The following is a 16,879-nucleotide window of genomic DNA, read 5'->3' as shown; positions in this document are numbered from 1 at the left end:
GGGCTAGGCCTTGGCCTTCGCCGGGGTCTTCTCGACGATGGCCAGGATGTCGTTGGCGCGCAGGATCAGCAGCTCGCCCTCGTCGGTCTTGACCTCGGTCCCGGCGTACTTGGCGTAGAGCACGTGATCGCCGACCTTGACGTCCGGGGGGATCCGCTTGGTGCCGGCCTCGTCCCAGTCGCCGGGGCCCACGGCCAGCACCTCGCCGTGCTGGGGCTTCTCCTTGGCGGTATCGGGCAGCACGATCCCGCCCTTGGTGCGCTCCTCTTCCTCCAGCGGCTTGACCACAACGCGGTCGCCAAGCGGCTTCAGCTTCATCTCTCGCGTCCCTCCTGCGCCAAAGTGTTGGGAATTAGCACTCTCGAGGTTAGAGTGCTAGTCACCCCCCATCTTAGACAGTCCCCCCGCCGGAGATCAAGCCCCCAGACAGACCCTCACACCAGACAGACCGTCACGCCAGACGGACCGTCACGCGAGCGGCAGATCGGCCGCTGCGCCCAGGTCCCAGCCAGCCCGCTCCCCCCGCGCCAGGCGCGAGGCGCCCGCGGCTGCGATCATCGCGGCGTTGTCGGTACACAGGTCCGGCGGCGGAATCAGGACCGGCAGGCGCAGGCGTGCGGCCTCCTCCTGCAGCCGGCGTCGAAGCACGGAGTTGGCCGCCACGCCGCCCGCCAGCGCCAGCGCGCGAGGGCGGTGTTGCCGCGCCGCGCGTGCCACGCGGCGCACCAGCGCTTCGGCCACCACGCGCTGCAGCGACGCGGCGAGGTCGGCCATGAACTGCGGGTCGCGGGCGGGCGCGATGGCGAGCGCCCGCAGCGCCGCCGTCTTGATGCCGCTGAAGCTGAAGTCCAGACCCGGCCCCTGGAAGGGTACGGGGAGGGGCACGGCGTGCGGATCCCCCGTCTGGCCCAGACGATCCAGCGCGGGACCACCCGGGTAGCCCAGCCCCATGGCCCGGGCGACTTTGTCGAACGCCTCACCGGCCGCGTCGTCCCGCGTGCGGCCCAGCACGCGGTAGCGATGGGGCGCCGCCACCAGCACCAGGTCGGTGTGGGCCCCCGAGACGATCAAGGCCAGGGTGGGTTCCGGGAGCGGCCCGAAGGTCAGCACGTTGGCGAACAGGTGCCCCTCCAGGTGGTTGACGCCCACGAGCGGTAGCTCCCGGGCAGCAGCCAGCGCTTTCGCCGCGGCGACGCCCACCGCGAGGGCGCCGACCAGTCCGGGGCCGGCCGTCACCGCGATGCCGTCCAGATCGTGCCAGCCCACACCCGCCTGCTCCAGCGCCAGGCGCAGCACGGGGACGAGGCGCTCGACGTGCCGGCGCGACGCCAGCTCGGGGACCACGCCGCCATACCGCTCGTGGAGCGCGGCCTGGGAGGCGACCACGTTGCTCGCCACACGGCCGTCCGCCACGACGGCGGCCGCCGTCTCGTCGCACGACGTCTCCAGGCCCAGCACCCGCACCGGACCCTACTCCGCGCCAGGCTCGAGGCTCGCCCGAATCTCGGCCAGGCGCGCCTGGGCGGCCGGCTCGGTCAGGTTGCCGCTCCACATCACCACGGCGTCCTCGTTGTTGTCGCTGTAGTAGCGCTTGCGCAGCGCGACGTCGCGGAACCCGAAGGCGCGGTACATGGCCAGCGCCACCGTGTTGGACGGCCGCACCTCCAGGGTCATCCAGCGCGCGCCGCGGGCCAGCGCCCGCTCGATGAGGCCCAACAGCAGGCGCTTGCCGATGCCCTGGCCGCGATGGCGTCGGTCGACGGCGATCGTGGTCACGTGGGCTTCGTCGAAGATCACCCACATCCCCGCGAACCCCACCACGGTGTCGTGTTCGTCGCGGGCCACGATGTAGCAGGCGACCTGGTTGTCCTCGATCTCTGCCCGGTAGGCGTCCTTGGGCCAGGGCAGCGCGAACGCCTCGCGTTCGATCTCGCGGACGCGCGGCAGGTCGTCCACCGTCATGGGCGCGAGCCGAATGCGGGCGATCTGCTTCATGGTCCGGGTGCGCACGCGCCGCCGCGGCTGCCACCGCCAGCGTTCTGGCCGGCCGCGACCGCCTCCTGCCCCTCGCCTGGGCCGGCGACCGCACGGCGCGGATAGACGGGCTGCACACGGGCGGGGTCGACGCGGACGCCCGCCAGCAGCCGCGCCCGGCCCACCTGTCCCACCACCCGTGCCCGGGGCCACCACAGCGACCGGGCGGCGACGGTTGCGCCCGGACCGATGGCGGCGAGGAGCACGTCGCGGTAGCGCTCGAGCGCGTCGCCTGCGAGCGCCACCGGCCCGTCGCGCGCCGGCAACACAGCGGGCAGGGCGGCTGGCGGGACCACGAGGTCGGGGCTCAGGCGACGAATGCCGCCGTCCAGCGCAAACAGGGCCGCGGCCACCTCGCCACGGCGCACGTCGACGGCGGCCAGCACGAGCCGTGCGGGAAGTGCCTCCGCGGCCACCCCTGCCGCGATCGCCTCCAGGGTGGGCACCCCGATCACGGGCACGCCGCGCGCCTCCGCCCACGCGATCGCCGTCACCACCCCGACACGCACCCCGGTGAAGCTGCCCGGCCCGGTGGAGACGGCGAGGCCGTCCACGGCCGCAGGCGGCACGTCGTGGGCGCGCAGCAGGTGGACGATGGCACCTGCCAGCCACTCGAGGTGCGCGCCGGGCGCCGGGGCGAGGGTCTCGGCGACCAGCCCGTGCTCGTCGAGGAGCGCAACGCTGCCCTGGCCGGTGGACGTCTCGATGGCGAGCACGCGCATCGGCTATCGGTCCAGCGCCGTCAGCACGTCTGCCCGCCGGGCGGGTGCCGTCAGCGTGAACACGCGCTCGCGTGCGCCGCGGCCCAAGGCGCAATCGATGCGCAGGTGGTCGGCGGGCAGCACCCAGGGTGCCCGGTCGGCCCATTCCACGATGGCGATCGCATCGTCGGTCAGCACGTCGTCGAGGCCCACGCTCTCGATGTCCTCGGGCCGCTCCAGGCGGTACAGGTCCACGTGCCGCACGGGGATGGGACCGGCGTACTCCCGCACGATCACGAACGAGGGACTCGCCACGTACCCGCGGGCGCCGGCTCCGCGCGCGAGGCCGCGGGCCAGCACGGTCTTGCCTGCACCCAGCGGCCCGACCAGCGCCACCACGTCCCCCGGCCGCAGGCGCCGCCCAATGCGCTCACCCAGCGCCTCGGTGGCGCGGGCGGAGCGCGTGCGCACCGTGCGCTGCAGGCCGGCCTGAACCGGCGTGGTCATCGTGCCGGGGAGGTGCACCGTTGGCGCGCGGGCGGCAGCGCGGTGACTGCCCATCCACCGTGGCGGCGCACCTACCGCGGGCCGGCAGCCGGCTCCACGCGCAGCCGCAGGCCGTCGACGGCCACCACACGCACCGGCGTGCCCTCCTCGATGGGGCCGGCCACGGACACCGCGGACCACATCTCGCCCTGCACGTGGACCTGCCCCGCGGGGTCGAGGCGCGAACGCGCCACGCCCACGGCCCCGACCAGGCGCTCCTCGCCGCTGCGGGGTGTCCCCCGCTGGGCCCGCAGCCCCGCGCCCACGGCGACCAACGAAAAGCCCGCCAGCAGGAGGGCGACCGCCACGATGAGCCGCACCGAGATCTGGAGTACTGGCGCCTGGCGCTCGGTGAGCAGCAGCGCGCCGAAGATGAACGCCAGGACGCCGCCCACCGTGAGCACGCCGTGTCCCGGCACCTTCACGTCGGCGATGAAGAGCAGGATGGCGAAGGCGATCAGCAACAGGCCGGCCACGTTGACCTGCAGGATCGCGAAGGAAGCCAGCCCCAGGATCAACGCGATGCCGCCCACCACGCCCGGCAGCACCGCGCCCGGGTTGTACAGCTCGACCAGGACGCCCAGGATGCCGATGTTCAGCAGGATGAAGCCGATGTTGGGATCGCTGAGCAGGGCGAGGAACCGCTCGGTGAGGTCCATGTGCAGGTCGACGACGCGGGCGCGCGCGGTGCGCAGTTGCCGCGGACCCAGGTCGGTCTCCACGGTGCGACCGTCCAGACGGCGCAGCAGATCGGTGAGGTCGTCGGCCACCAGGTCGACGACGCGCAGGCGCACGGCGTCCTCCTCGGTGATGGAGACCGCCTCACGGACCGCCCGCTCGGCCCAGTCGGCGTTGCGGCCGCGCCGCCGCGCCATCGCCCGGATGTTGGCGACCATGTCGTTGGTCACTTTCTCCATGGCGGTCTTGTCGGGCTCGCGGCCCTCGCCGCCACCAATGGCGACCGGCGACGCGGCCCCCAGGTGCGTGGCGGGCGCCATGGCGGCCACGTGCGCGGCGTAGGTGACGAACACGCCCGCCGAGGCCGCGCGCGCGCCGCGCGGCGCGATGTACACCACCACGGGGACCCTGGCGTTGAGAATGGCCCGGGTCATGTCGTCGGTGGATTTGAGCAGGCCGCCCGGGGTGTCGAGCATGACCACCAGGGCCTCGGCCTGCTGGGCCTCGGCCTCACGGATCGCGCGCAGGATGAACCGGGCGCTCGACGGCGCGATGACCCCGTCGATGGTGATGCGCACCACGACCGGAGCGTCCGGCGCGGCCGCCGGCTGGCCGGGTACGCCCCATGCCAGCGCGAGCAGCGCCACCAGCCACGGCACCAGGCGCCACCGGACGGGCGCGATCGGGCGAGGGCGCAGGACGTCCACCAGCTCAGCCCCGGCGGGCGGCGGCCACGAGCGCCGCGAAGAGGCGGCGCTGCACCGGGTGATGCGCCACCATGCGCTCGGGGTGCCACTGCACGCCGACCGCGAAGGGATGGTCCGTGCGTTCCACGGCTTCGATGGTGCCGTCGTCAGCGCGGGCGACGACGGCGAACCCCGGCGCCGGGGTGGCGATCGCCTGGTGGTGGAAGCTGTTGACGCCCAGCACCACCGCGGCCAGCACCTCGGCCAGACGGCTTCCGGGCTCGATAGTGATGCCGTGGGCCGGCTCCCAGTCCTGGTGGCGGCCGTCCTGGTCGTGGCGGCCGGGGTCGACGCCGGCCAGCGACAGGTCCTGCCAGAGCGTGCCGCCGGCGGCGACCGTCAGGACCTGGGCGCCGCGGCAGATCCCCAGCACCGGCAGGTCGCGGTCGAGGGCCGACCGGGCGAGCTCCAGTTCCAGCAGGTCGCGCGGCTCGTCCAGCGTCAAGGTGTGGGCAACCCCAGGATGGACCGTCTGGCCGTAGTGGCGCGGATGCACGTCGACGCCGCCGGAGAGCACCACGCCGTCGATCCGCGCCGGCAGCGGATCGCCGGGCGCCACGAGCACCGGGGCGCCGCCGGCGTCGCGTACCGCTGTGGCGTAGAAGTCGGCAGCACGCGCCGCCCGCGCGCGCGCCGCGGCGTCGGCAGGTGGCCGCCGGGTGGTGACCACGATGCGCGGACGGTCAGGGCTCATAGGTCACCTGCGGCCCGCCCCCACACGTCGGACAGGGCGCGGCCGGATCGGCGTCGCTGCCCAGCAGCAGCGCCTGCGCGTCGAGTCGGAGCGTGCGCAGCGGGAACTGCACCGGCCACTCCCGCTGGTGGAGGATGGGGTTCAGGCTGCGCTCCAGATCGCGGATCACCGCGGTCGGCAGCGGCAGCCCGTTGGCGTGCAGCGTCTCGAAGTAGAAATACACCTCGGTGGTGCCGGCCACGGCGAAGAACCCCTTCATGCGCAGCCGCGTCGGCTGGCCGCGGAACTGCACCGTGCCGGTCCCGTACAGGTAGCCGCCCTCGGCCCACAGCCGGATGTCGTCGACGCCGCCGCCAGCGTTGAAGTGATCCTGGAGGCTGCGCAGCAGCACGCGCACGCGCAGCGCGCTGCCGCGGTAGTCCAAGACCCGCAAGCGGCCCTCGCGCAGCGCTGCCGGGTCCAGGCTCGCGCCCACCAGGCGTACCATCACCTCGTCGACGCGGGGCCCCTGGTGCAGGTGCACGCCGCGGCCCAGCACGGTGATGCGGGCGTAGCCGCCCTCGTACAGGTCGGGAATCGCCTCGATGCGCAGCTCGTCAGCGCGCCGCAGGAAACTGCCGAAGGCGCGCACCAGCAACGCCTCGTCGGCGCCGGCCGGCATCGCCGTCGCCACCAGCAGCGCCACGCCCACCGCCAGCGCGCTGCCCAGCGCCCGGGGTGCCAGGCGACGCCCTGTGGCCACCAGGGGTGCGGCACGGCTCCCACATCGGTCGCCGGGAGCGGTCACGGTCATCCCTCGCGGAGGGCGGTCGCGTACGCGAAGAGCGCGGGCTGGCCGCCGGTGTGCCAGAAGACGACGTTCTGGTCCGGGCGGAACCGGCCGCGCCGCACCTGGTCGATCAACCCAGCCATCGCCTTGCCGGTGTAGACGGGGTCGAGCAGCAGGCCCTCCGTGCGGGCGACCAGGCGGATGGCATCCAGCCCCTCGGGAGTCGCGACGGCGTACCCTTCGCCGACGTACTCGTCCGTTACGACGATATCATCCGGGTGCGGCCGCCAGTCAATACCCAGCAACCCGCACAGGTCCTCGACCAGGCTGCGTACCCGCGCGGTCGCGACGTCGCGCGAGGGACCGGCGCTCACCCCGACGATCTCCATCCGCGTCTGCATCAACCGGCACGCCGTGTACAGGCCTGCCTGGGTGCCCCCGGTGCCGGTGGCGTGGACGATGGCGTCGGCGTGGATCCCGCGGGTGTTGAGCTGGTCGAGGAGCTCCAGGCCCGCGTTGGCGTACGCCGCGGCCCCCAGCGCCGCGCTCCCCCCAGGGGGAATCACGTACGGCGCGCGCCCGCGCCGCTGCAGGTCGCGGGCGATGTCTTCCACGACGCCCATCAGCACGTAGTCGTCGTCGATGTCCACGATGCGGATATCAGCGCCGAAGATGGTGTCCAGCAGCAAGTTGCCCTGCCGCTCCAGGGGCTCGTCGCCAGTGAGGACGAGGACCGCGTCGAGCCCCAGGCGCCGCGCGGCAGCGGCCGTCGCCCGGGCGTGGTTGGACTGGGCGGCACCCACCGTCACCACCACGTCGCAGCCCCGATCGACCGCCTCGCCCAGCAGGTACTCGAGCTTGCGGACCTTGTTGCCGCCGAACGCCAGGCCGGTCATGTCGTCGCGCTTCACCAGCAGGCGCGGACCGCCCAGGTAGGCCGACAGCGTGGGCATCTCCTCCAGCGGCGTGGGCAGGGTCGCCAGTCGCAGCCGTGGCAGGCGTCCTAGCTGCACCCGGTCTCCTCCTCGGCGGCGCGCAGCAGGGCGTGCGCCTGCGCCACCGTCACGGCCTGGAAGCGCACGCGGTCGCCAGGGGCGAGTTGCGCCAGCGCATCCACGTCGGCGCTGACCACCGCCGCGGCCTTCGTGTACCCGCCCGTGGTCGGCCCATCGGCGAAGATCACGACGGGCCCGCCATCGGCCGGCACCTGGATGGCCCCGGGCAGCAGGCCATCGGACGCGATGTCGGCACCCACTCGATGACGTACCGGCACGCCGCGCAGGCGCGCGCCGCTGCGGTCCCGCTGCACGGTCACCTCGTACGTCCCGCCCAGGAGCGCGGCCAGCCCCTCGGGCGTGAACGCGTCGGCCTGCGGCCCCAACACCACGCGCGCGGTCAGCGTGCGTCCCCGGGCGATAAGCGGTACGGGCCGGGCCCGCCGCGGGCCGGCGGGTCCTTCTCGCACACCCAGGAGGTCTCCTGCCCGGACCGGCCGACCGAGCGGGCCGCGCGGGCCGCCGCGCGTCCACGTTGCCCGGCTGCCCAGCACCTGGGGGCCGTCCAGGCCTCCTGCGACCGCCAGGTAGAGCCACTGGCCGCTGCGGGGGGCAGTCAGCGTGAACAGGTCGCCGGGCCGAACCCTGACCGGCTGCCCGTGGTCCAGGTCCGTGTGGTTGAGGCGCGCGCCCAGATCCGCACCCGCCACGGCGATGAGGGCGTCCGCCACCGCGCGCAGTTTCGGCCCCGGGAAGGTCATCTCCAGCGCCGCCTCACCCGGTGCGTTGCCCACGGCGAGGTTGGCCGCGGCATGCGCTCTGCGGTCCATCGGGCCGGAAACCGGCACCCCGTAGCGCCGCCACCCTGTGCGGCCGGCGTCCTGCAGCGTGGTCATCAAGCCGGGCTCCAGCACCTCGAACACGGGCCGCCGCGGCGCGAACGGCGGCGGCTCCTCTGCCGGGCCCATCTCGATGTCCGGGCAGGCCACGAACCGCACCCTGTCGCCAGGTGCCAGCAGAAACGGGGTCTTCCCCGACGGGTCGAACAGCCGCAGGGGGGTGCGTCCCAGGAGATGCCAGCCCCCAGCCGTGTCCTGCGGGTAGATGCCCGTGAACGCGTCGGCGATGGCGACGCTGCCCGTGGGGACGCGCGTCCGCGGGGTGGCGCGACGCGGGAGGCGCAGCGCCTCGGGCAGGAGGCCAAGGTAGGGGAACCCTGGCGCAAACCCCAGCATGTAGACGCGGTAGATCGTCCCGGTGTGCAGTGCGACCACGTCGGCCTGGGACAGGCCCAGCGCGGCAGCCACCGCTTCCAGGTCTGGCCCCCAGGCACCGCCATAGGCCACGGGGACCTCGAGGAGCTGGCCACCCTCGTCGGGTGCCGGGCGCACACCGCGGGCCACGGCTTCCACATACTCGGCCAGCCGGTCGAAGGTCGTGCGGAAGGGATCATAGACGAGCAGGAGCGACCGAAACGCCGGCACGGTCTCGCTGACGCCCGGCAGACGGGCCAGGAGTGGCTCGGCACCCCGCACCAGCGCGTTGACCTCCGGCGAGACCTCGGCCCCGAACTCGACGAGCAGGCCGCGGTCGCCCAGCGGCAGCAGGCGCGGCCAGCGCCCCACCGCGGCCGTCACTCGTCGGCGCGCGGGTACGAGCCGAGCACGCGCAGGAACGCCGTGACCCCAGCGAGCTCGGCGAGTGCCGCGCGCCCCTCGGGCGAGTCCTTGTGCGCCTCGAAGTCCACGTAGAACAGGTACTCCCAGGGCCGGTCGCGCCGCGGGCGCGACTCGAGCTTGGTGAGGTTGATGTTGCGCGTGGCGAACGTGCCCAGCGCGCGGTAGAGCGCGCCCGGCACGTTGGCCGTCGTGAACACCACCGACGTCTTGGCGCGGGCGGCCGGGGGAGCCGGCGTCAGCGCCAGGGCCAGGAACCGCGTGTAGTTCACCGGATTCGTCTCGATGTGCTCGGCCAGGATGCGCAGCCCGTAGAGCTCCGCGGCGCGACGGCTCGCGATGGCGGCCACGCCGCGTCGCCGCTCGGTGGCCACGAGCTTCGCGCTGCCGGCGGTGTCGTAGGTGGCCACGACCTCCCAGCCCATGCGGCTCAAGTACGCGTCGCACTGCGCCAGGGCCTGGGGGTGTGAGCAGACGGCGCGGATCGTCTCGAGCGTGTCCTCGGGGAGGGCCAGCAGGCAGTGCTCGATGCGCAGGTTGCGCTCGCCGACGATGTGCAGGCTGCGGCGTACCAGCAGGTCGTAGGTCTCGTTGATGCTGCCGGCCTGGGAGTTCTCCACGGGCACGATCCCCCGGTCGGCAGCCCCACCCTCGACGGCGTCGAAGACGTCGGCCAGGGAGCGACACGGCACGGGGGTGATGGTGCCGAACTGCTCCAGCGCCGCGACCTCGCTGTAGGCGCCTGGCTCGCCCTGAAACGCCACCCGCATCACCATGGTTCGCTCTGCACGACCTCCTCCACCTCGCCTCGCCGGACGGCGCCCAGCGCGTGTGGCAGGGCGGCAGCCACGTCACGGGCCAGCAGCCCGGCCGGCCCGCTGGCCCGCGCGGCCAGATCTCCTGCCAGCCCGTGGAGGTAGGCCCCCACCCACGCCGCGGTCAGCGGTGCCAGCCCCTGCCCGATCAGCGCGGCGATCGCCCCGGTTAAGACGTCGCCCATCCCTCCCGTGGCCATCCCCGGATTCCCCGTGGGCACCACGAACGCCTCGCCCTCGGGCGAGGCCACGATCGTGCGCGCCCCCTTCAACACGACCACCGCGCGGAACCGCGCAGCGGCCTCACGCGCCGCGGCCAGCCGGTCGCGCCGGATGGCCTCGGTCGTCGTACCGGTCAGCCGCGCCAGCTCGCCGGGGTGGGGCGTGAGCACGACCGGCACCCGGGTCACACGCAGCACGTCCGGCTCGTCGGCGAGGCAGTTGAGAGCGTCGGCGTCCAGCACGAGCGGCCGTCGGCTGTCTGCCACCAGCTGCCTCACGACCTGCCGGGGTCCTGGCATGCGCGACAACCCCGGGCCGGCCGCGACCACGTCGGCGTCGGCGGCGAGTGCCGCGATCTGCTCCCACGCCGACGGCGCCAGCGCCCCTTCCTCGTCGGCGAGGGGCACCGGCATGCCCTCGATCACGGCCGTGGCCACGATCGGGTAGATGCCCGCCGGGACCGCCAGTCGCACCAGGCCTGCGCCGGCCCGCAGCGCGCCAGCTGCCGCCAGCGACGGCGCGCCGGTGTACCCCACCGCGCCGGCCACGATCAGCACCCTGCCGAACTGCCCCTTGTGGGCCTGGGCGGGGCGAGGGGGGATCGCGGCGTCCACCATGGCGCGCGTCACGAGATGGGTGGTGATCTCCGGGCTCTCGAGCAGGCGGCGGGGATGCCCGACGCTGGCCACCCAGACGCGCCCCGCGTACTCGGCCCCGGGCAGGAGGACCAGCCCCAGCTTGGGCAAGCCCATCGTCACCGTGGCGCGGGCTCGGACCGCTGGCCCGTCGACCTGACCGGTGTCACCGTGCACCCCCGAGGGGATATCGATGGCCAGCACGGGCCGGCGTGAGGCGTTCATCGCCTCGATCGCCGCGGCGGCCAGGCCGACCGCGGGGCCCCGAAAGCCGGTGCCGAACAGACCGTCGATGATCAGGTCTGCCGCTGCCAGGACCGGGGCCAGACCGCGCGCGCCGGTGCTGTCGAGGTTGGCCACCTCGACGCCCGCATGACGCGCGGCTCGAAGGTTGACGGCTGCATCGCCGGTGACCTCGGCGTCCCGGGCCACCAGGAACACGCGGACCTGCCAGCCGAGCCCCGCGAGCACCCGTGCGGCCACCAGCCCGTCGCCGCCGTTGTTGCCCTTGCCGGCGATGACGACCACCGACGGCATGCCACCGCCGACGAGCCGGCACGCCGCGTCGGCCACCCGTCGGCCCGCCGCCTCCATGAGCAGGAGCGTGGGCACGCCGAACTCGTCGGCGGTACGACGGTCCAGGATCGCCATCTGCTGGCTGGTGGGTACACGCATCGTTCGTCGCGGAGCGTCCAATAGCCCTGGCTTCTGGCTGCATGCCGCCCTTTCCTCTCCATGATCCCCCAGCGCCCGTGCCCACACAATCCACAAGATGGGAACAATCGTTGGGGCTTGACGATCTCCGGAACCTCGTGATAGGTTCGCTGGCAGAGGGGCGCAAGCCTAACGGCGAAGTAGCCGAGTCAAACGCTGCGTACGTGGAGCCCGAGAGCCTGACGGTCTTCTTGGGGGGTAACTCCCGAGATCAGCTCGATGGCGGTACGGCCCGGCGGCGCAGCCGAAGACGGTGAAAAGTCGGAGAAAGCGAGCGCCCCTCTTCCTGTGCTTTGTGTTCGCGGTGTTCGCGCGCCCCGCTGGGATCCGCGCTTGGCGCGCGGGGTAGTGACCAACCACACTCCCTACGGGCTACGGGTCGCCACCTCCTCGAGGGGTTGTCGGCACAAGCGCATCTAGCGGGCGGCTCATGCAGTGCACGCCCCAGGCGGCACGTGACGTGCCAGCTGTGATCGCCACATCGCATGCCTCGCACGCCGTCTACCGTGGGCATGTCGCCGATCGCAAGCCACCCGGGCGCAGCGACCCCGGGCAGGTAGCGCCGGGCCCAGTGCTGCCGTGTTTACCCGGCGCCGACCGCCACGGCGTTGGCGATGGCGTGCTCGCGGGTGTGTGAGAGCGCCACGTGCACCTCGACGACCCCGCGGGCCGCGGCGATCCGTTGTGCCGCGCCATGCAGGCGCACCACAGGCCGCCCCTGCGGGTCGTGGGTGATCTCGATCTCGCGCCAGGTGAGCTCACGCCAGCCGCAGCCGAGGGCCTTCATCACGGCCTCCTTCGCCGCGAACCGGGCGGCCAGCCGGGGGCCCAGCACCGCGGGCGCGGCGGCCCGCTCCACCTCCCGCGCCGTGTAGATCCGGCGCACGAACCCATCGCCCCACCGCGCGATGGCCCGCTGGATGCGGGCCACCTCCACCACGTCGACTCCCACCCCGACGATCATCGCGGCAGCTCGGCTTCCTCTTCGAGCATGTGCGGGATGCCGTCGCGAATGGGATAGCGCCGGCCGCACTGCGTGCACACGATCCGATCGCCCTCGAGGACGACGGGAGCATGGTCCACCGGACAGGCCAGGATCTGCAGCAGGTCGGCGTCGATCGTCATGCTCCTCACCCCCTTCGAGGGCTTCGCGCCACAGGGCAGGAGCCCCTACCGACGGGCTGATGATCCCAGACGGCCTAGCGATGGCATGGCGCGCCTTGGGCCTGCTCGCGGTCCGCTGCCGCCGGCGATCGCCTACTCGACCGTCACGCTCTTGGCGAGGTTGCGCGGCTGGTCGATGTCGTGGCCGCGCAGCACCGCCACGTGGTAGGCGAACAGCTGCAGGGGGATAATGGCCAGCACCGGCGCCAGCAGGTCGTCCACGGGCGGAATGCGCAGGACCGTGTGCGCGTGCTTGGCGATCTCGCCGTCGTCGTCGTAGGCGACGGCGACGACCTCCGCGCCCCGTGCCCGGACTTCCTGGATGTTGCCCAGGGTCTTCTCGTAGATCGCCCGCTGGGTGACCAGGGCGAACACCGGCGTCTCCGGCGTCACCAGCGCCAGCGTGCCATGCTTCAACTCGCCGGCGGCCAGCGCCTCGCTGTGCAGGTAGGAGATCTCCTTGAGCTTGAGCGAACCCTCCATGGCCACGGCGTAGTCGAGACCGCGGCCGATGAAGAACGCATGCTCGACGTGGGCCAGCCGCGCCGCCAGCGCCGCCACGGCGTCGGCGCGCTGGAGCACTTCCTGGGCAAGCTGGGGCAGGCGGCGCAGGCCCGCCACGAGCCGCCGCGCCACGTCGCGGGCCAGCACACCGCGGCGCAGGCCGAGGTCGATCGCCAGCAGCTGCATCGCCACCAGCATGGTCACGTAGGCCTTGGTGGACGCCACGGCGATCTCGGGACCGGCGCGGACGTAGAGCACGTCGTCGGCCTCGCGGGCCAGCGTGCTGCCCACCACGTTGGTCACGGCCAGCAGCCGGGCGCCGCGGGCCCGAGCCTCCCGCGCGGCCGCCAGCGTATCGGCCGTCTCGCCCGACTGGCTGATGGCGACCGCCAGCGTCGTCCCCTGGATGAGCGGGTCGCGGTAGCGGAGCTCCGACGCCAGGTCGGGCTCCACCCGAATGCGCGCCAGCTGCTCGATGAGCCGCCGGCCCACCAGCCCGGCGTGGTACGCGGTGCCGCAGGCGGTGAGCCAGATCCCCTCGAGCCGCTCGACGAAACCGTCGGGGAAGACCACGCCGTCCAGCTCGATCCGGTCGTCCAGGTCCAGGCGGCCCATCATCGTGTCCTGCAACGCCCGGGGTTGCTCGTAGATCTCCTTGAGCATGAAGTGGGGGTACCCGCCCTTCTCGGCCATCTCCGCGTCCCACGTGACGTGCTGGGGACGGCGGTCGACCGGCCGGCCCTCTAGGTCCAGCAGGCGCACGCGATGCGGCTCGATGACGGCCATCTCGCCGTCGCTGACCACCAGGACGTCGCGCGTGTAGGGGAGCAGCGCGGGGATGTCGGACGCCAGCCACATCTCGCCCTGGCCGATGCCCACGATGAGCGGGCTGATCATGCGCACGGCGACGATCCGGTCGGGCTCGTCGGCCAGCATCACCACGATGGCGTAGGCCCCACGTGCCCGGCGTACCGCCTGACGCACGGCCAGCTCGAACCGTCCGGGGGTGCCGGGCGGCAGCGCGGCGTAGGCGGCCTCGATCAGGTGCGCCAGCACCTCGGTGTCGGTGTCGGAGGCGAACCGGTGCCCCTGCGCCTGGAGCGCCTCGCGCAGCGACAGGTAGTTCTCGATGATCCCGTTGTGGATGACCACGCAGCGGCCCGTGCAGTCGCTGTGCGGGTGGGCGTTGGCGTCGGTGGGTTGCCCGTGGGTGGCCCACCGGGTGTGCCCGATCCCCACCGAGCCGCCCAGGGGAGCGACGCTGACCACCTGTTCGAGCCGCTGCAGCTTGCCCGCCGCCTTGCGGATCGCGATGTGTCCGTTCTCCAGCACGGCCACGCCTGCGGAGTCGTAGCCCCGGTACTCCAACCGGCGCAGACCGTCCAGCAGGATCGGCAGCGCCGGACGTGTGCCCACGTACCCCATGATGCCGCACATGTGTGCACCCTCCAGCGGTGAACCTGGGGTGCCCGGTCTGGCCGGCAACCGGCGACACTTCCCGGTAGTCCCATGGGACCGGGCAGCGAAGACGTGCCTGGCGTGTCCTGGTCCGCCCTTTGGGCCGGAGTCGCCTCCGGGGTTTGTAGGCGGCCTTGCCTCAGGCGCGAGGCGATGCGCTGAGGTGGTGCAGGCCCGGACCGGGCCTAGGGTCACCCGCCGAACGCTCCGAGTTCCCCTCCCTCGTCAACCCGACGGACGTCGGGTTCAGGCGCTTGCGGCACGCGACGAGACTCGCTCACCTCCTCCCCTTCTGCGTTTCTCCCGCGGGGTGCCGCACCCCGTGCGGCACGCTGGGTCAGCCGTCGCATTCGCGGTGACGCTCCGGGGCTCCTGCCCGCGTCCGGAACAGCGGCCGGCGCGCGGCGGGCCACACCGTCCCACGCACGGGAGGGGCCTACCGGCGCCGCCACCGCTCACGTACGGCCAGCCAGAACAGCGGCGGGATGGTGCGCACGACCTGCCAGCGCCGCGGCTCGCGCAGGGCCCGGTACAGCCACTCCAGCCCCAGGCGCTGCATCCAGCGCGGGGCACGGGGCAGGCGTCCCGCGATCACGTCCAGCGCGCCGCCGACGCCCATGGAGACGGGCACGCCCAGCACGTGGTGCCAGCGGCCGATCCACGCTTCCTGCCTGGGCACGCCCATGGCCACCAGCAACACGTCCGGCGCCGCCCCGCGGATCGCCTCCACCACGGCGGGTTCTTCCGCCGGCGTGAAGAACCCGTGCCAGACGCCGGCGATCGCGAGCCCGGGAAAGCGGGCGCGCAGGGCCGCCGCCGCCTCAGCCGCCACGCCCGGTGCGGCCCCCAGCAGGAAGACCCGCCACCCGGTCTGCGCGGCGCGCTCGCACAGCGCCAGCGCCAGGTCGATCCCGGCCACCCGCTGCGCGAGCCGCGCGCCGAGGATGCGCGCGGCCAGCAGCACGCCCACCCCGTCGGCGGTGACGAGGCCTGCGCCGTTGACGAGCGCCCGCAGCGCCGCGTCCCGGGCCGCCTGGACGAGCATGGCGCCATTCAGCGTCACCACGTAGACGGGCTGCCGGCGGGCGATGGCGGCGTCGATCCAGGCCAGCGCTTCGGCGAGCGTCACCGCGTGCACGCCGGTGCCCAGCAGCACGTGCCGCGGCGGCGCAGGCGCGCTCTGGACGACCGCGGTCACGGCGTCCCTCCCGCAGCGCGCGCCACCGCTTCGGCGACCTCGGCGGCGAGCGCCTCTGCCAGATCCTGTCGGGTGGCCTCCACCATGATGCGGATCACCGGCTCGGTCCCCGACGGCCGCACGAGGATGCGGCCGCCGTCGCGCAACCGCCCCTGCGCGGCCCGGATCGCCGCCGCCACCTCCGGGGCCTCCAGCACGCCGTCGCGCCGGCGCACGCGCACGTTGACCAGGACCTGCGGGTACCGCGGAATCGCCGCCCGCAGCTCCGACAGCCGCCGGCCGGTGCGCAGCATCACGTTGACGACCTCCAGCGCGGTCACGAGCCCGTCGCCGGTCGTGGCGCGGTCCAGGAACACCAGGTGGCCGCTCTGCTCGCCGCCCAGCACGGCGCCGACCTCGCGCATGCGTTCGAGGACGTAGCGGTCGCCCACGCGCGTGCGCTCGAGCCGCACCCCCGCTGCGCGGAGGGCGTCCTCCAGCCCGGCGTTGCTCATCACCGTGGCGACGACCACGGCACCCGGCAGCAAGCCGCGCGTGCAGCGGTCCAGCGCGCAGATCCCCATGAGGGCGTCGCCGTCCACCACCTCCCCGCGCTCGTCCACGGCCAGGACGCGGTCGGCGTCGCCGTCGTGTGCGAAGCCCACGTCGGCACCGTGCGCGCGCACGGCGGCCTGGAGCGGCGCCAGGTGGGTCGAGCCGCACCCCACGTTGATGCGCGCCCCGTCGGGCACGGCGTGGAGCGCGATGACGGTGGCGCCCAGCGCCTGCCACAGCTGGGGTGCTACGCGCACGGCGGCCCCATAGGCGCAGTCGACGACCACGCGCACGCCGTCGAGCCGGCCACCCGCCAGGCCCAGCAGGTAGCCCAGGTAGCGATCCTCCGCGTCCGGCAACGGCACCACCGTCCCCAGCCCCGTGCCCGTGGGCCGCGGCAGGTCGTCCCGCGCGAGCCACGCCTCGATGCGTTCCTCCACCGCGTCGGGCAGCTTGAAGCCGTCGGCGCCGAACAGCTTGATGCCGTTGTCCTCCACGGGGTTGTGAGATGCCGAGACGACCACGCCGCTGCGCTGCTGGGCGCGAGCCAGGTACGCCACCGCCGGGGTGGGCAGGATCCCCGCCAGCGCCGCAGACACGCCGACCGAACACAGGCCCGCGGCCAGCGCAGCCTCCAGCATCGGCCCGGAGACCCTGGTGTCGCGGCCGATGACCACGGGCACCTGGCCGCCGAGCACCGCGCCGGCCGCCCGCCCCACACGAAAGGCCAGTTCCGGCGTCAGGTCGGCGTTGGCCACGCCACGGATCCCGTCGGTGCCGAACAGCCGCGCCATGG

The 16,879-nt window shown here is 73.6% G+C and carries 17 protein-coding genes; all 17 read right to left on the bottom strand.

Annotation, left to right across the window (positions count from 1 at the left end; all coding sequences use genetic code 11):
• Positions 1–3 precede the first annotated feature (3 nt).
• Positions 4–318, bottom strand: coding sequence for a co-chaperone GroES (gene groES, locus QN157_10525; GenBank protein ID MDR7556032.1), 315 nt, complete (start codon positions 316–318; stop codon positions 4–6).
• A 150-nt stretch (positions 319–468) separates the two neighbouring features.
• A complete protein-coding gene (gene tsaD / locus QN157_10520; protein ID MDR7556031.1) occupies positions 469–1,464 on the bottom strand; it encodes a tRNA (adenosine(37)-N6)-threonylcarbamoyltransferase complex transferase subunit TsaD in 996 nt (331 codons plus the stop codon).
• A 6-nt stretch (positions 1,465–1,470) separates the two neighbouring features.
• Complete coding sequence (gene rimI / locus QN157_10515) at positions 1,471–1,995, bottom strand: ribosomal protein S18-alanine N-acetyltransferase (protein ID MDR7556030.1); 525 nt, start codon at positions 1,993–1,995, stop codon at positions 1,471–1,473.
• Positions 1,992–2,756 (bottom strand): tRNA (adenosine(37)-N6)-threonylcarbamoyltransferase complex dimerization subunit type 1 TsaB, encoded by a 765-nt coding sequence (tsaB, locus tag QN157_10510; protein MDR7556029.1) that lies wholly within the window; start codon positions 2,754–2,756, stop codon positions 1,992–1,994. The genes rimI and tsaB overlap by 4 nt, the downstream gene beginning before the upstream one ends.
• A 3-nt stretch (positions 2,757–2,759) precedes the next feature.
• Entirely contained in the window at positions 2,760–3,242 is a 483-nt protein-coding gene (gene tsaE / locus QN157_10505) for a tRNA (adenosine(37)-N6)-threonylcarbamoyltransferase complex ATPase subunit type 1 TsaE (protein ID MDR7556028.1), read from the bottom strand.
• Between the two features lie 71 nt (positions 3,243–3,313).
• On the bottom strand, positions 3,314–4,618 hold the full coding sequence (locus tag QN157_10500) for a nodulation protein NfeD (GenBank protein ID MDR7556027.1): 1,305 nt from the start codon (positions 4,616–4,618) through the stop codon (positions 3,314–3,316).
• A gap of 52 nt (positions 4,619–4,670) precedes the next feature.
• On the bottom strand, positions 4,671–5,399 hold the full coding sequence (locus QN157_10495) for a gamma-glutamyl-gamma-aminobutyrate hydrolase family protein (protein ID MDR7556026.1): 729 nt from the start codon (positions 5,397–5,399) through the stop codon (positions 4,671–4,673).
• Positions 5,389–6,186 carry a hypothetical protein gene (locus QN157_10490; GenBank protein MDR7556025.1) on the bottom strand — a complete coding sequence of 266 codons (798 nt, stop codon included), beginning with the start codon at positions 6,184–6,186 and terminating at the stop codon, positions 5,389–5,391. Before QN157_10490 ends, QN157_10495 begins: the two co-directional genes overlap by 11 nt.
• Before the next feature lie 2 nt (positions 6,187–6,188).
• A complete protein-coding gene (locus tag QN157_10485) occupies positions 6,189–7,181 on the bottom strand; it encodes a D-cysteine desulfhydrase family protein (protein MDR7556024.1) in 993 nt (330 codons plus the stop codon).
• Positions 7,172–8,788, bottom strand: coding sequence for a 5-oxoprolinase subunit PxpB (gene pxpB / locus QN157_10480; GenBank protein MDR7556023.1), 1,617 nt, complete (start codon positions 8,786–8,788; stop codon positions 7,172–7,174). Before pxpB ends, QN157_10485 begins: the two co-directional genes overlap by 10 nt.
• An 8-nt stretch (positions 8,789–8,796) precedes the next feature.
• Positions 8,797–9,615 carry a prephenate dehydratase gene (gene pheA, locus QN157_10475; protein ID MDR7556022.1) on the bottom strand — a complete coding sequence of 273 codons (819 nt, stop codon included), beginning with the start codon at positions 9,613–9,615 and terminating at the stop codon, positions 8,797–8,799.
• Positions 9,609–11,186 (bottom strand): NAD(P)H-hydrate dehydratase, encoded by a 1,578-nt coding sequence (locus tag QN157_10470; GenBank protein ID MDR7556021.1) that lies wholly within the window; start codon positions 11,184–11,186, stop codon positions 9,609–9,611. The genes pheA and QN157_10470 overlap by 7 nt, the downstream gene beginning before the upstream one ends.
• A 622-nt stretch (positions 11,187–11,808) precedes the next feature.
• Positions 11,809–12,189: a holo-ACP synthase gene (locus QN157_10465; GenBank protein MDR7556020.1), complete on the bottom strand. Its 381-nt coding sequence runs from the start codon at positions 12,187–12,189 to the stop codon at positions 11,809–11,811.
• Complete coding sequence (locus QN157_10460) at positions 12,186–12,350, bottom strand: Trm112 family protein (GenBank protein ID MDR7556019.1); 165 nt, start codon at positions 12,348–12,350, stop codon at positions 12,186–12,188. The genes QN157_10465 and QN157_10460 overlap by 4 nt, the downstream gene beginning before the upstream one ends.
• A gap of 132 nt (positions 12,351–12,482) precedes the next feature.
• On the bottom strand, positions 12,483–14,330 hold the full coding sequence (gene glmS, locus QN157_10455; GenBank protein ID MDR7556018.1) for a glutamine--fructose-6-phosphate transaminase (isomerizing): 1,848 nt from the start codon (positions 14,328–14,330) through the stop codon (positions 12,483–12,485).
• A gap of 457 nt (positions 14,331–14,787) precedes the next feature.
• A complete protein-coding gene (locus tag QN157_10450) occupies positions 14,788–15,549 on the bottom strand; it encodes a WecB/TagA/CpsF family glycosyltransferase (GenBank protein ID MDR7556017.1) in 762 nt (253 codons plus the stop codon).
• Complete coding sequence (gene glmM, locus QN157_10445) at positions 15,546–16,877, bottom strand: phosphoglucosamine mutase (protein MDR7556016.1); 1,332 nt, start codon at positions 16,875–16,877, stop codon at positions 15,546–15,548. The genes QN157_10450 and glmM overlap by 4 nt, the downstream gene beginning before the upstream one ends.
• Between the last annotated feature and the right edge of the window lie 2 nt (positions 16,878–16,879).

This window comes from Armatimonadota bacterium, assembly GCA_031459855.1.
Classification (GTDB): domain Bacteria; phylum Sysuimicrobiota; class Sysuimicrobiia; order Sysuimicrobiales; family Humicultoraceae; genus Fervidifonticultor; species Fervidifonticultor primus.
Note: the sequence above shows the minus strand (reverse complement) of the source record. Positions and strands in the feature narration are given on the sequence as shown.